The organism is Pseudoflavonifractor sp. An176, from assembly GCF_002160435.1.
Taxonomy (GTDB): Bacteria; Bacillota; Clostridia; order Oscillospirales; family Oscillospiraceae; genus Enterenecus; species Enterenecus faecium.
In genome coordinates, this window is sequence record NZ_NFKO01000007.1 from 12,228 (window position 1) to 26,365 (window position 14,138).

A 14,138-nucleotide genomic window follows, 5' to 3' on the forward strand; every position below is an offset into this window, starting at 1 on the left:
TGACATAGCCTTTCATTATTTAAGCAAAGGAGCAATACCGCCGCATTTACCAGAGTCCAACGAACAAAATTTAGTTGTCATTGAAGCCTTTTTAGAAGCTGCAAAGCGCTATGCCCGCGGCGGATATGATGTAATTGTAGATGGAATTGTCGGGCCGTGGTTTTTAGAACCATGGAGAGCCCTTGTTCGAGAAGATTATGAAGTACACTATATTGTTTTAAGAGCCAGTAAAGAAGAAACTATGAAACGAGCTGTGGAACGTTCAAAATTAGACAGAAAAACAAATGTTGAATTAGTAGAAACAATGTGGGAGCAATTTTGTAATTTGGGGATATATGAATCGAATGTTATAGAAACGACAACCTATTCTATCCAAGAGGCTGTTTTTGCAGTAAAAGAAAAAATTTCAAGTGGAGCCGCATTGCTATCTTAAACGATTTCTAAAAATCGAAATTTCATTTATCAGAGAAATAGCAAAGCCAGTTAACGGTCAAGATGAACGGCGCATTTCATGCGCCGCCGTTGACCGTTCCGTCTGGCTTTGCTGATGGGCAATCAAGGCGGGAAAGCCCTAAAATGGCTTCCCGCCCATTTCAATTATGAGAAAAGAAACACTCCAAAATCAGAAAGAGAGCGGCCAAGCACTTTGAGGGATTGGTCGCCTTGTTCACCCATTCAGCGGAACGGCGGGTGGCGGTCAAGGCCGGGTGTAAGCCCGTTCATTTCAGCCTTGACGGTTGCCCGCTGTCCTGTTACTTTTCCGGGAGTGTAGCCACAACTTCGGGACACTTTGTCCACAAGTCGGAGCGTAGGACGAGGGACGGGGGCTTTCATATACGCCCAGTCTGCTGTTGAAACCAGACCTGTGCTTACGGCTCTACGCCACGCAAGCACAGCCCTGTTTTCCTGCCGCTCCAAATGCCCTTGCCCTCCCCGGCGGCAACGGCATTTTCACGGCAACGCCGACAGAGCGTATAACACACTACACTTTGCTTCGCAAAGTCGTGTGCCAAATGGGGGCGTTGCCCCCTTTGGAAACCCCCACAAGAAAAGGCGGTACGCTACCCCTCCACGGGGCGCATACCGCCTTTTCTTGTTATCCAGCCCTCCGGCTGTATCGGTTGAGCAAAAGTCAGCGTGGGATTGATGTGGTATCTTTATCTAAGTGAACCCCCGTTCTCCCAATTGGACACCGCCTGACGGGTCACGTTGAGCTGCTGGGCCAGCTCGTCCTGGGTCATCTGTTTTGCCGTGCGAAATTTTTTGATGTTCTTGCCAACCATACGGGCACCTTCCTTTTCTGGGGAGTTCTCCACTATGATAGGGGAGAAGACCCCCAAATGGCAAGCAACGATTTGTTGCGTGGGGAGGAAACAAAAGATTTCCACGAAAAAAGCGTCCCATGTGGAAGCTTGTTTCCATGGGACGCTGCTAGGGCTGGCATCGGCCGCACCAGCGGCACCCGTTGCAGGTCTCACGCCGGGCACAGGTGGCGCACCGCTTTTGCAGGGGAACCTCCTGAGCTGGGGCGGGATATTGCAGCCCGGAGCGCAGGGCCTGCACATGCTGATAGGCTTTGCAGATGTGATACGCCTTCCCGTCTTTCACAAAACGGTCCCCGGTGCCAAAGAAGGTAAAGGGCACCTGATATTGTCGGCACTGGTCATAGAGCTGTTTTACCCATTCATAGTGCAAGGGCCTGGCTCCTTCGTAGTTTTCCCCGTCTGCGATCACGTGTTCCAGTTGCCCAGTGGCTAGGTAGGGGGCCAAATCCACCGGACCTAGAAAGGGGGCTACCATGACGCCCTTGTGTTTGGCGGGAATGTCCAGGAGGATGGGGAGCCGCTCGTCGGCCCGCCGTTGGTTTTCTGCCGTGACATTCAGGGACACGTGGTCCCAGCCGTCCAGCCAGTCCCAGGGTAGGCACTCCCGGATGCGGTGGGCCCGCTTGGTCAGGAGGAAGAAGTGGACGTCGGAGCGCTGGCGTATCATGTCCCACACCTCGTCCCGCCACGGGTCCGCCTCTTCCAGAAAGAAGTCGCTGGTCATACATACCCGGAGGGATTCTCCGCTCTTGATTTTATAGTTGCCCTGTCGGTCCTTTTTCAAGGGCAGGTTAAAGTTGGTTTTGACCTTGTAAATGTCGCCGCCAAAGCGGTCCCGCTGGCTGTCCTGGTAAAACATGTAGCAGTGGTCGCAGCCCTCGCTGAACTTGCGGCAGCCGTGCCAGGGGTTCCAGATATCCCGACTCATGGTGGGCGTTCCTCCTTCCTCCAGGGGTATGGGTAGATACAGTATAAGTTTTGGATGGGAGAGCGTCAAGGAGGAGTCACGAACATCTTACCATTAAGCGGGAACTCGGGAAAATTGACAGGACCATTCGCCCGGACGTGAATGTGAAGCCAGGTAGGAAGATGTAACAGAGGGCCGCAAGATATCACCTCGCTTCCATCATACCAAGTATGCATTGCAAATGCAATGCATACTTTCCAGAAATCGTGCGATAGACTAATTGCAATACAAAAGTATTGCGAGGAAACATCTATGGCCAGATTTGAGATACCATCCACGCCGCCCACCGTCAACAAGACCATTCGCTTTCCCAGCGACGTAGTAGAAGAAGTGGAACAGGCAATTCAGGGGAAAAATTGTACGTTTTCTGCCTTTGTGATTGCCGCAGTCCGCACGGCCCTGGAGGATATTCATGAAGGGGATGCGTCGTGTGAGGAGCGGCATCCATAGTAGTTAGATGATTCAGATAGTATCGGTGACGGCCCCGCTTTCCTATTCCCTATTCACGCCCAAAATCCCGGGCAGGCAGAGGAGTTAGTGAAAAGTGAATAGTGAAGAGGTAATAAGTAAAAAGGGGCTGTTGCAAAATAGAATTTTGAAAAATCAGGCTAAAGAAAAAAGTTAGTGAGAACCGTCAAGGCGATGGTTCTCACTAACTTTTTGATGCGTAAATTTCTTGCTCGGGTCTGAAAACTGCATTTTGCAACAGATCCTTTTTGGCAAATGACTCTAATAGTGATACAAATGACCCCCCTTAGCATTAGGGGGTTCATTTTGTGCCAAGAGGTTCATTCTCGCCGTTGATAAACGGTGACTGGCTATCAAAGATATGGACAGGCCAAAGCTTCTCAATAGTTCTGTAGTTATCCATTAGCAAAAATTTATCTCTTCCAATCTCATCTTTGAGTTCTTTTGGAAATTTTGCCATATCCTCATAAGTATCTAAGACCACAAATTCAATTTGATCATATTCGAAAGAAAATGATGAGGAATTCGCCATTCTCTCCCATGGCTGTAATCACATGTTTGATAATGAACTCCAGAGATTTTGACCTATATGCTGGCCAAAACTGAGTTACATACGGTAAAATTTTTTATCCCATTTTTGATTATTGAAAGTCTCCAAACGAAATTTTAATTTATCCTTATCAATCATGGAATATCTTATTTATGTTCATTATTTCATAGCCTTTCGTATGCGGATATATTTTTGCCTACCTCAGATTTGAAATACTTTATTATAAATAATTCTATATATAGTTAGTTGCTTTAGCCTCTTTTGTGGCATGACTAACTAACTCGGTTATTTCGTGAGAAGGCGTTACCATAAAAGTTCCATCCGTATTATATCTAGGGCAAATTGCTCCGTTACGCATATAAAGATAATTAATTCCTGTGCGAACATCCACCATTATTTGAATCTCATGATCATATCTTTTTCCGTTTAAATTTATAAAATTCTTATTTAATTCCCATTCTAACATTTACGAATACTATCCTTTCTTCTTTTTTCTTCTTCTATTTCCCGAAGCCCCTCGTGAGCAATTACTTGGTAATTATCAATTACCCAACTTGCATGACGATCCTGTGATATATCCCTCTGATGTTCAACCCATCGGCCACCATATTTTTGAGCGATTGCCATAGCAAGTTGTTTTTTTGCTTCATCACCTGGGTCAAATCCATGAGCTTTATAGTTATATCTGAGCGTTTCATTTTTTTCATTTTGAATCTCAAAAAAGTGCTTGTCGTCCGAATTCCGCGTATAGCTCGCATATATAGTAATGTACTTAAAATTTGGTGCTACTCTATCAACTGTTGCTAATACATCTTCGATCAGTAGGTGTAAATTTTCCTCTCTTTGCTCCATTATAGGACGATTTTTCTGTTCTCGCAGATGGTTTGTATAACCAATCCATAATTTCCATATAGCAATACAAATAATTATTATAACTATCAATTCAAACATTAAAAATTCTCCTCCTCGTTTCTAGAATGATAAGCAAGAAATTAACAATAAGAATTTGCCTAACTTTTATTCAGTATAACTCAACTCTGTTCAATACGCAAGAAAAAGTACGCAAGACCTTCACATCTCCACAAGCAATTCAATTGTGCACAAAATTAAAATTTGTTGGGGAATTGTTCAATAGCACCCGTAACAGAACAAAACCCACAGGCCAGTGAAAGTAAAAATCCCGAACGTACAAAAACAAATAGCGGCCTTCTGGCCGTTGGTGCTTTTGCGCCGTACAAGTGTTTTCGCCAGAGGCGAAAACCTTGGCGCAAGCGGAATTGACTTCCGCCGAGCATGGAAATAAGCTTGCGGGTACCAAAAGAAAAGCACCTGCCGAGGCAGGTGCTTTTCTTTTGGCAAATGACCCTAATTGTGATACAAATGAACCCCCTTTTGCGTTAGGAGGTTCACTTGGCGTCAAGGGGGTTCACCGATTTCTAAGGCCGGTGTTCTCCGAGCCGCGCACTTCCTCGTGATAAAAGTAATCCACGATGACCGGATGCCCCGGCTCTGCCCGGCCGTAGGGGAGTTCGTTGTCCACAAAGGGACAATCATATTCTCTCGCAAGGCGCTCTGCCCGCTCCTCCAACTCCCGGAAATAGCCCCTGTCTCCTCTGGTATAGATGGCGTTGTACAGCGGCATGAGGTCAGGGTATTTCTCCTGAATATAGGCCAGGATGTCTTTTTTGAAGCCGCCCCGCAAATTCAGATTTTCCAGCCACACCAGGTCGCACTGGTCTTTCACCCGGTGGAAGATGGCCTCGAAATCCGTGATACCGGGAAAAACCGGAGCGATAAAGCACACGGTGCGGATGCCTGCATCATAGACCTGCTTCATGGCGTCCAACCGCCGCTGGATGCTGACGGCATTGTCCATGTCATTTTTGAAACCCTCATCCAGCGTGTTGATCGACCAGGAAACAGTGACTTTTCCCATCTCTTTCAGCAAGTCGATGTCCCGCACCACCAAGTCGGATTTGGTACAGATCAGGATCTCCGCTCCGCTGCCTTTCAGCTGCTCCAGCAGCTTGCGGGTGTTGCCGAATTGCTCCTCCTGAGGCAGGTATCCGTCTGTCACCGAGCCGATGACCACACGCTGCCCGGCATACTTCCGGGGATTTTTAATGGCAGGCCAGTGTTTCACATCCAGAAAGGTCCCCCATGGTTCGGTATGCCCGGTAAACCGCTTCATAAACGAGGCGTAGCAGTACTTACAGCCGTGGGTGCAGCCTACATAGGGGTTCACCGAATAGCCGCCCACTGGAAGGGTGGATTTGGTCATGATGTTTTTCGTTTCCACATCCCGGATCAGGACACCGCTTTCCACTATTTCCGCCATGCTTTCTGTTCCTCCAATACCCGGCAGAAGGCCGGGGGCAGCTCTTGTGTCATGCTTTCCTCGCCAATGATAGGAAGCAGATCTTCCTTCATGAACACAGGAGTACCAAGTGCGTGAGCCTGATGAGTCAAATTCCACACCCACTCCGGTTTGGAGACGGCCTTGCCCTTCCTGCGTCCAGTCTCAGTACCAATGACGATCCATTCGATGCCAGTGAGGTCTACTGTACCGATGTTGTCAAACATGGGTTCAAAGGTCACATGGTAATGCCCGCCGCGGATGTGCTCCCGTAAAGTCTGGATGCGGCCTTTCTCCCTGCTGGAAGTCACAGTCACGCCGAACCAGGCATTGTCTAATGGGGTGGAAAAGACGATGTCCTCCGGCCGCTTGGTCAAGAACAGATACTGGTGCTGTGGATTTTCAGCCATTTTGGAAAATACCTGATCTCGCCACTCTGTCTGCCAGTGGGCAAAATCGCTCATGCCGGTGAGCAGGAAATTTTGAGGACGCTTCTTCTCCATCAGCCGCAGCTTACCTGGGAAGAACTCCGGCTTTTCAAAGTCGTCGATCATGTGGAACCGGCGGACATTGTTTCTGGCGTAGCAGTAGCTGCAGCCAATGGGACAGCCGATCACCAGATTCATATTCTGAATACAGTCCTTGATGCAGATGGCCACCGCTGACGCCTCCTTCCTGCTTTAAGATTCAACCTTCTGCCGCAGATGCGACCTTTCCAAAGCCGTTCCAAGCATACAGACCTTTCTTGTCCTCATCGCCCAGGAACTTGTCCACCTGGCAGATGTGCAGGATGTGGTCGCCCACCTCCACGGACTGCTGCAGGGTCGCCGCCATAGCCAGACGGGTGTCCGCTGGAATCTGAATGTCGCTGCCGTCCACCGACTTCATTTCGATGTGATTTTCGGCCACCTTGTTTAACTTGGCGCCGGTGGAGGTGCCGCAGGCCATCACTGCGCCAGCCAGACTTTCACCGGGGACCGTGATGATGACTTTTCCGGTCTCGCGCACACGCTTGCCGGTGTGGGACTGCTTTCCGGCGGCGAATCCCACCATCGGCGGGTTGAAAGAGAGATAGGAGACAAAGCAGATGGGGGCCAGGTTGGTGGTGCCATCTTCATTCAAAGAACAGATCAAAGTCAGCGGATTGGGGGAAGAATAGACAGTGGCCTCCATAATGTTCAGTTCTCTCATCGTGTTTCATCCTTTCAGAGTGATTTGGAGATTGACATATCCAGCTTCTATTGGTACAATTATTATACTTGATTGTCATAATAAATCAAGTATGCAAATTGTTTTTACCTGGTATCAAAAACAATACCTGTCTAAAGTGGGGAATCAACAATGACTTACGAGGAGTTCAAAGAAAAGGTAAGCGACATCATTCTTACCGAGGGTGGAAACTGCCCTGTCATGCCGGTGGTGCAGATGCTCCAGGGAAAGTGGAAATTGCAAATTCTCTATGAGCTTTGTATTAAATCCCCCATGCGTTTCGGTGAACTGAAAAAGGGACTAAAGCCAATCACCAATACGGCGCTGACAAATGCCCTCAAAGAATTAGAAAAGGATGAACTGGTGCAGCGCATTCAATATAATGAGATGCCGCTGCGGGTAGAATATTTCCTCACAGAGAAAGGGCAGGACTTATTGCCGGTGTTTTATGCTATTTCACAGTGGGGGATGAAATACATTCCTTAAAAGTAAAGGGGACGGAAGCCTTCCGCCCCCTTTTTTAATAAAATTGATTCTTATTCAAGCATCTCATGCCCCGTCTGGAATTTGTACGATAGCCCACGGCAATCCGGTGCCTTTGCGGACTGGATTGGCGATGGGCTATCATTCTGCCGAGCAGCAGCAGATACCTCAAAAACCAGAAAGCACTTGAAATCAGGGCTTTTGGGCAAAAAGAAAGCACCGCAACCTTGATACCCATTGTATCAAAATTGCGGTGCTTCTTTGGTGGAGGCGAGGGGAGTCGAACCCCTGTCCGAAAACCATTCCACAGGACTTTCTCCGGGTGCAGACGGTTATTTACATTCCCTTCCCACGCCGTGAATCGTCACACTGCGCAGGTTGGTAGAGTCATGATGCGTGGCACGGTCAACTCTTTCCGTACGCACGGGCACCACTAACATGACGCCCCGGCCGGCTCGTGGTCCTTCCGGCAGGGACGGCCGCATTAAGCAGCGGCGAGAACGACGTTATCGTTGTTCTTTAATTTATAAGTTGCCCATTTTAAGGCGGCTGGGCGCCGCCACCCGCTTATCCTGCTTCCTAGTCCCCGTCGAAACCAGTACGCCCCCATTTCAAGTGAAGAATGAATAATGAAAAATGAAGAATGGGTTGTTGAAAGAACTGGTGTGCTATATTATGATAGCGTCAGGGAGGGAGAAGATGAAAGAAAATTTGTTGAAGACGAAATCTTTGGCGTTCTCAGTACGTATCGTGGGGCTGTACCGATATTTAACCGAACAAAAGAAAGAGTATATCCTTTCCAAGCAAATTCTGCGTTCCGGGACCAGTATCGGGGCCAACATCTACGAGGCAAATTACGGTCAGAGTAAAGTAGATTTTGCGGCAAAGCTGCAAATTGCACTCAAGGAGGCCGCAGAGACAGAATATTGGCTGCTTTTGCTCACCCAGACCAATTATCTGGAGGAGTCCATGGGAAAGTCCCTCAATGAGGATTGCCTGGAACTGAAACGATTACTCATTTCCAGTGTACGAACTGCACGAGATCAGAAATAAAGAATGAAACGAAAAGATGCAGGCCCTGGGAGAATAACACGCCCAAGGGCCTGCATTCTTCATTATTCATTCTTCGTTATTCATTTAAAGGGTCTCGGGCTCGGGATACTCCACGCCGAAGGTCTCCACGGTGACCGCCTTCATGCGCTGGTCCTCCAGAGGCTTGTCGTTGTAGTCCCGCTTGGCGGACACGATGCCGTCGGCCACTTCCATGCCTTCGATGACCTTACCGAAGGCGGCGTAAGCGCCGTCCAGGTGGGGAGCCTTCTCCACCATGATGAAGAACTGGCTTCCGGCGGAGTCAGGCCGCATGGAGCGGGCCATGGACAGCACTCCACGGTCGTGGGCCAGATCGTTCTTGAAGCGGTTCTGGGCAAACTCACCCTTGATGGAGTAGCCGGGGCCGCCAATGCCAATGCCCTGGGGGTCGCCGCCCTGAATCATGAAGCCGGGAATGACACGGTGGAAAATGAGGCCGTTGTAGAAGCCCTTCTTCACCAGAGAGATGAAGTTGTTGACGGTGTTGGGAGCCACCTCGGGATACAGCTCGGCCTTCATGATGCCGCCGTTCTCCATTTCAAAGGTGACAATGGGATTTTGAGCCATGGGAATTTCCCCTTTCCGTATATTAATTTAATATGTCATTGGGTTGATACCCTAGGACCTGGCCTTATAGGCAGAGAATATCGAATGGACGAGAGATTTTTCTGTCAGACAAGGCGCTTTTACGAAGTCATACTTTGTGTATGACAAGGGAAAGCAACGCAGTCTGGCGGGAAAAGGTCCGTTCAGGCGATGTTTGATCGCTTATAATGACAGGTCCTCAATAACGTCCGCGGGAAACACGGTCCATCTCCCGTTTGGCGTCCCGCTTGGCGGCCGCCTCTCGCTTGTCATACAGTTTCTTGCCTCGGGCCACTGCCAGCTCCACCTTCACCCGGGGACCGGAGAGGTAGACCGACAGGGGAATGAGGGAGTACCCGTCCTGCTGGACCTTGGCGTGGAGCTTTAGAATCTCCCGCTTGTGCAGCAGCAGCTTCCGGGTGCGCCGGGGGTCCTTATTAAAGATATTGCCCTGTTCATAGGGGGAGACATGCATCCCGTGGAGGAACATCTCTCCGTCTTTGACAATACAGAAGGAGTCCTTCAGGTTCACATTTCCCTTGCGGATGGACTTAACCTCCGTGCCGCACAGCTCAATGCCGGCTTCGTATTTGTCTTCAATGAAGTAGTCGTGAAAGGCCTTTCGGTTCGAGGCCAGTTGTTTCACCGATTGCTTTCCCACCCGGGACACCTCCTCTCTGGGCAGGGTAACAGTATACCACGGATTTGCCCACCCTGCAAGGGGGAGAAGGGGGGAGAAAGCGTAAAAAAAGCCCGTTCTGTGCCGGGAATCCTTCCCCTTCCATTGACAAAATTATGGGAGTATGGTTAAGATAGAGGTAACAAGAGAGGAAGATGGCGGGAAGGGGCCGTCGCAGACCTGGAAAGGGGAATGGGTATGAACATTACCGAATTTGCAGCGTTGGCAGGAGTTTCCAAAACAGCGGTCAGCCGATACTTTAACAACGGATACCTCAGCGCCGAGAAGCGAGCCGCCATTGAGGAGGCGGTGCGCCGTACCGGATATTCCCCCAGCGAGGCGGCCCGGGGTCTGCGCACCCGCCGCACCCGGCAGATCGGGGTGGTGCTGCCCCGGCTCAGCGGCGAGAGTACCGCCCGGGTGGTGGACGGCATCAGCCTGGTGCTGGGCGACAAGGGCTACCGGATGCTGTTGGCCAACACCGCCAACCGCCCGGAGCGTGAGGTGGAATATCTGGACGCCCTGCGCCAGAGTGGAGTAGACGGGGTGATCTTCCTGGCCAGCATTTTCACCCCCGAGCACCGGGCTGTGCTGAAAAGCATGCACATGCCGGTGGTGATTGTGGCCCAGCAGTACGACGGGTACAGCTGCGTCTACCACGACGACCTGGGCGCTGCCCGTGATTTGACCAGTTTACTCATCCAGCGGGGCAGCCACCCGGCGTACATCGGGGTCACGGCCCAGGACCGGGCCGCCGGCCTGTCTCGTCGGGAGGGCTATGTCCAGGCCATGCGCCAGGCCGGGCTGCCCGTGCGCACCGAGGACATGTGTGTGTCCGGCTTCCGGATGCAGGAGGGCTATGTCCAGGCCAAGGCGTTGATTCAGGCCCGCCGCCCCGACGGCATTTTCTGCGCCACCGACGCCATCGCCATTGGCGCCATGCAGGCCTGCCGGGAGCTGGGGCTCCGGGTGGGCAAAGACGTGCTCATCGCCGGAGTGGGTGACACCACCCTGGGACAGGTCACCGCCACCCCGCTCACCAGCGCCCACCTGCACTACGAGACCAGCGGCCAGGAGGCCGCCCAGCTGCTGCTGCGGCTGCTGCGCAGCCAGGGAGCCGGGGTGCGCAACGTGTGCCTGGGCTACGAGATCATGGAGCGAGCTTCCACCGGTGTTTTGTGAAACCTTGTGGAACTGACAAGATATTGAAGTTGCGTTCTCCCGGTAGAACAATAGATTTCCCCCTAAATTCGTGATATGATAGATTCAACAAGGATGAAACCGATTTCATTCTGGTTTCATCGAAAATCGTGAACAAGGGAGAGGAGATTTATGGACTACAGGCAGACAGCAGTGGAAATTCTCAATGCCGTTGGCGGATCGGAAAATGTCGTCAGCGCAGCCCACTGTGCCACCCGGCTTCGTCTGGTGATTGCAGACGACAAGAAGGTGGACAAGAAGACCTTGGAGAACGCCAACGGCGTGAAGGGCGTGTTCCAGGCACAGGGCCAGCTCCAGATCATTCTGGGCACTGGTACGGTAAATAAGGTGTACGCAGAGTTCATTGCGCTGTCCGGCACCGCTGCGGTGAGCAAGGACGAGGCAAAGGCTCAGGGAGCCAAGAAGGGCAATTGGTTCCAGCGTGCCATTAAGACCTTGGGCGACATCTTTGTGCCCATCATCCCCGCCATTGTGGCTTCCGGCTTCCTGATGGGCATCATGGAGTCGCTGAAGTTCATGACCAACAACGGATTCTTGGCTCTGGACACCAGCAGCTCTCTGTTTGTGTTTGCCGATCTGTTTTCCAACGTGGCTTACACCTTCCTGCCCATTCTCATCGCCTTCTCCGCGGCCAAGGTCTTTGGCGGCAATCCCTTCCTGGGTGCGGTCATCGGCATGATTATGCTCCACCCCAACCTGCAAAACGCCTGGACCGTGGCCACCGAAGGGGTGCACACCTACCAGGAAGTGTTCTTCGGCCTGTACGAGGTGCCACTGGTGGGCTATCAGGGCCACGTGATTCCCGTCATCATCGCTGTGTGGCTGATGTGTACCATTGAAAAGAAGCTACACAAAGTCGTACCCCCCATGTTTGACCTCTTTGTCACCCCGCTGGTGAGCGTGTTTGTCACCGGCTACCTGACTCTGGCCGCCATCGGCCCCGTGTTCACCACCGTGGAGAACTTCGTCATCAACGGCGTGCAGTGGCTCATCGCCATCCCCCTGGGCATCGGCTCCTTTGTCATGGGCGGCCTGTATGCCACCACCGTGGTCTCCGGCATCCACCACATGTACACCATCATCGACCTGGGGCAGTTGGGCCAGTATGGCCTGACCTTCTGGCTGCCCCTGGCCTCGGCCGCCAACGTGGCCCAGGGCGGCGCTGCTCTGGCGGTTGCCCTGAAGACCCGCAACAAGAAACTCAAGTCCATGGCCCTGCCCGCCTCTCTGTCGGCGTTCATGGGCATTACAGAACCTGCCATCTTCGGCGTAAATCTCCGCTTCTTGCGGCCCTTCATTGCCGGGTCCATCGGCGGCGCCTGCGGCGCTCTGTACGCCTCCATTGTGGGGCTGGGTGCCACCGGCACCGGCGTCACCGGTATCTTCGGCGTGCTGCTCCACCTGCACCGCCCGGTTCAGTACCTTATCACCATCGGCATTGCCACTGGCGTGGCCTTCGTCCTATCCTGGATGTTCGGCATCAAGGAAGAGGAACCTGACGCCCAGCCGGAACAGGCTGTGGAGCAGGCTCCTGCCTCCGCCCAGCTGGCGGCGGGCCAGGGAGAAGACGCAGTCTGAGCCCTCCCTCTTCCAGGCGCCTCTGGGAAGATTCCCTGGGGCGCCTGGATTTTTGGAAACCGACAACGATAAGCGCTGAATGAGGAGGACCACAATACCATGAGTAATGCATTGCAGCGGGATTTGGAGCGGCTGGTGGCCCGGGTGGAACGGGAAGACGGACCCCAGGCGGCCGCAGACCCCTTCCGCCAGACCTTTCACCTGATGCCCCCGGTGGGGTGGCTCAACGACCCCAACGGCCTGTGCCGATGCGGGGACTGGTACCACGTGTTTTATCAATACGGGCCCTTTGACGTCACCGGAGGGGTGAAGCACTGGGGCCACTATCGCAGCCGGGACCTGCTCCACTGGGAGGCTCTGCCCGTCATGCTCTACCCGGACCAGCCCTGGGACATCCACGGGGTGTACTCCGGCTCCGCCCTGGTGGAGGACGGAACGCTGTATCTCTACTACACCGGAAACGTGAAACACGCCGGAAATTACGACTACATCAAGGCCGGGCGGGGCCACAACACCGCCCTGGCTGTGTCCAAAGACGGGGTGACAGTGGAGTCCAACACCCTGTTGATGGAGAATAAAGACTACCCCGACGGCCTGACCTGCCACGTCCGGGACCCCAAGGTGTGGGCTCAGGACGGGAAATACTACATGGTCCAGGGGGCTCGCACCCTGGACGACCACGGCCAGCTGTTGGTGTTCGAGTCCACGGACAAGTTCAACTGGACCTTCCTCCAGGCCCTGAAGACCCCCCACCACTTCGGCTACATGTGGGAGTGCCCCGACCTGTTCTGTGTGGACGGGCAGTGGTTCCTGGTGTGCTCGCCCCAGGGGGTGCCCCACGAGGAGACCCGGTTCCAGAACGTGTACTCCTGCGGCTATTTTCCCCTCCACGGTGACTTCCGGGGGGAGTATTCCCTGGGCGAGTTCGTGGAGATGGACCTGGGCTTTGACTTCTATGCCCCCCAGACCTTCCAGGACGGGGACCGCCGCCTGATGTTCGGCTGGATGGGCATGCCCGACGCCGACTACACCAACCCCACCACCCAGCGCGGCTGGCAGCACTGCCTCACCGTGCCCTGTGAGCTGCGGCGGCAGGGGGACCGGCTGGTGCGCCTGCCCGCCGTGGAGGTCACGGCTCTGCGGGGAGCTGCCATCCCTGCCCATCAGGCCCAGGTCTTTGACCTGGAGGCCATGACAGAGCCCCGCGGGCGGATGGTGTTCCGGGACGCCGCCGTGCTGGAGTGGCAGCCGGGGCTGGTGACCCTCTCCTTCCTGGAGGGGGGGGCGGGACGCACCCTGCGCCGGGTGGCGGTGGACCAGCTGAACGCTCTGCGTATCTTGGGGGACCGCTCCAGCCTGGAGATCTTCCTCAACGATGGCCAGCAGGTGCTGTCCACCCGCTACTATCCCCAGCCGGAGGCCCAGGGCATTGCCATCACAGGTGCTCAGGCCCGGGTGTGGGAGATGGGCGCCATGCCGGTGACCCAAGCTGAAGGTTAAACCGATGACCGGACAAGCGGATGCACTCCTTCCTGGGTGCATCCGCTTTTTTAGCAAAAGGAGAGGGGAAAGAGGGGGGATTCTGTGGCAAATCACCACTTGTTTTTCGGTTAAGAATGACATAT

The 14,138-nt window shown here is 53.1% G+C and carries 15 protein-coding genes, 1 other RNA gene and 2 pseudogenes; 7 read left to right on the forward strand and 11 right to left on the reverse strand.

The genetic code is table 11. From position 1 onward, the window contains the following. Positions 1–10 precede the first annotated feature (10 nt). A pseudogene (locus B5F12_RS05375) lies at positions 11–433 on the forward strand (chloramphenicol phosphotransferase CPT family protein); the annotation flags it as partial. 724 nt (positions 434–1,157) lie between these two features. Here B5F12_RS05375 and B5F12_RS05390 read toward each other — a convergent pair. Together B5F12_RS05390 and B5F12_RS05395 are read right to left on the reverse strand one after the other, a co-directional pair. After that, positions 1,158–1,283 carry a helix-turn-helix transcriptional regulator gene (locus B5F12_RS05390; protein WP_087231441.1) on the reverse strand — a complete coding sequence of 42 codons (126 nt, stop codon included), beginning with the start codon at positions 1,281–1,283 and terminating at the stop codon, positions 1,158–1,160. Positions 1,284–1,431: 148 nt separating this feature from the next. Beyond that, a complete protein-coding gene (locus tag B5F12_RS05395; protein WP_087231444.1) occupies positions 1,432–2,253 on the reverse strand; it encodes a DUF5131 family protein in 822 nt (273 codons plus the stop codon). 291 nt (positions 2,254–2,544) lie between these two features. Here B5F12_RS05395 and B5F12_RS05400 point away from each other — a divergent pair, with 291 nt between their 5' ends. Then, on the forward strand, positions 2,545–2,742 hold the full coding sequence (locus B5F12_RS05400; RefSeq protein WP_087231447.1) for a YlcI/YnfO family protein: 198 nt from the start codon (positions 2,545–2,547) through the stop codon (positions 2,740–2,742). 319 nt (positions 2,743–3,061) lie between these two features. On the opposite strand, the gene B5F12_RS05405 is transcribed toward B5F12_RS05400, so the two are convergent. From B5F12_RS05405 to B5F12_RS05425, 6 genes are all read right to left on the reverse strand, one after another. Beyond that, positions 3,062–3,292: a hypothetical protein gene (locus tag B5F12_RS05405; RefSeq protein ID WP_204221482.1), complete on the reverse strand. Its 231-nt coding sequence runs from the start codon at positions 3,290–3,292 to the stop codon at positions 3,062–3,064. Positions 3,293–3,542: 250 nt separating this feature from the next. Continuing rightward, positions 3,543–3,776, reverse strand: a complete 234-nt coding sequence (locus B5F12_RS11695) for a DUF6440 family protein (protein WP_143482336.1) — start codon at positions 3,774–3,776, stop codon at positions 3,543–3,545. Next, complete coding sequence (locus B5F12_RS05410; RefSeq protein WP_087231450.1) at positions 3,770–4,261, reverse strand: hypothetical protein; 492 nt, start codon at positions 4,259–4,261, stop codon at positions 3,770–3,772. The genes B5F12_RS11695 and B5F12_RS05410 overlap by 7 nt, the downstream gene beginning before the upstream one ends. Positions 4,262–4,736: 475 nt before the next feature. After that, on the reverse strand, positions 4,737–5,648 hold the full coding sequence (locus B5F12_RS05415; protein WP_087231453.1) for a radical SAM mobile pair protein B: 912 nt from the start codon (positions 5,646–5,648) through the stop codon (positions 4,737–4,739). Beyond that, a complete protein-coding gene (locus B5F12_RS05420) occupies positions 5,636–6,325 on the reverse strand; it encodes a radical SAM mobile pair protein A (protein WP_022190736.1) in 690 nt (229 codons plus the stop codon). The genes B5F12_RS05415 and B5F12_RS05420 overlap by 13 nt, the downstream gene beginning before the upstream one ends. Before the next feature lie 28 nt (positions 6,326–6,353). Next, positions 6,354–6,857 (reverse strand): flavin reductase family protein, encoded by a 504-nt coding sequence (locus tag B5F12_RS05425; RefSeq protein WP_087231456.1) that lies wholly within the window; start codon positions 6,855–6,857, stop codon positions 6,354–6,356. A gap of 150 nt (positions 6,858–7,007) precedes the next feature. Between B5F12_RS05425 and B5F12_RS05430 the strand changes: the two genes are divergently transcribed. Beyond that, complete coding sequence (locus B5F12_RS05430; RefSeq protein ID WP_087231459.1) at positions 7,008–7,361, forward strand: helix-turn-helix domain-containing protein; 354 nt, start codon at positions 7,008–7,010, stop codon at positions 7,359–7,361. Positions 7,362–7,620: 259 nt separating this feature from the next. Here the strand turns inward: B5F12_RS05430 and ssrA are convergent. Next, positions 7,621–7,966: a transfer-messenger RNA gene (gene ssrA / locus B5F12_RS05435) on the reverse strand. 91 nt (positions 7,967–8,057) lie between these two features. Between ssrA and B5F12_RS05440 the strand changes: the two genes are divergently transcribed. Further along, a complete protein-coding gene (locus tag B5F12_RS05440) occupies positions 8,058–8,411 on the forward strand; it encodes a four helix bundle protein (protein ID WP_087231631.1) in 354 nt (117 codons plus the stop codon). 84 nt (positions 8,412–8,495) lie between these two features. Here B5F12_RS05440 and B5F12_RS05445 read toward each other — a convergent pair whose 3' ends face one another. Both B5F12_RS05445 and smpB read right to left on the reverse strand, forming a co-directional pair. Then, entirely contained in the window at positions 8,496–9,017 is a 522-nt protein-coding gene (locus B5F12_RS05445) for a peptidylprolyl isomerase (RefSeq protein WP_087231462.1), read from the reverse strand. Positions 9,018–9,234: 217 nt separating this feature from the next. After that, positions 9,235–9,696, reverse strand: coding sequence for an SsrA-binding protein SmpB (gene smpB / locus B5F12_RS05450; RefSeq protein WP_087231465.1), 462 nt, complete (start codon positions 9,694–9,696; stop codon positions 9,235–9,237). A 216-nt stretch (positions 9,697–9,912) separates the two neighbouring features. On the opposite strand from smpB, the gene B5F12_RS05455 reads away from it, so the two are divergent. From B5F12_RS05455 to B5F12_RS05465, 3 genes and pseudogenes are all read left to right on the forward strand, one after another. Continuing rightward, positions 9,913–10,896 (forward strand): LacI family DNA-binding transcriptional regulator, encoded by a 984-nt coding sequence (locus tag B5F12_RS05455; protein WP_158096756.1) that lies wholly within the window; start codon positions 9,913–9,915, stop codon positions 10,894–10,896. 150 nt (positions 10,897–11,046) lie between these two features. Further along, positions 11,047–12,426 (forward strand): annotated as a pseudogene (locus tag B5F12_RS05460) (PTS transporter subunit EIIC); the annotation flags it as partial. Between the two features lie 186 nt (positions 12,427–12,612). After that, on the forward strand, positions 12,613–14,013 hold the full coding sequence (locus tag B5F12_RS05465; protein WP_087231471.1) for a glycoside hydrolase family 32 protein: 1,401 nt from the start codon (positions 12,613–12,615) through the stop codon (positions 14,011–14,013). Positions 14,014–14,138: the final 125 nt, after the last annotated feature.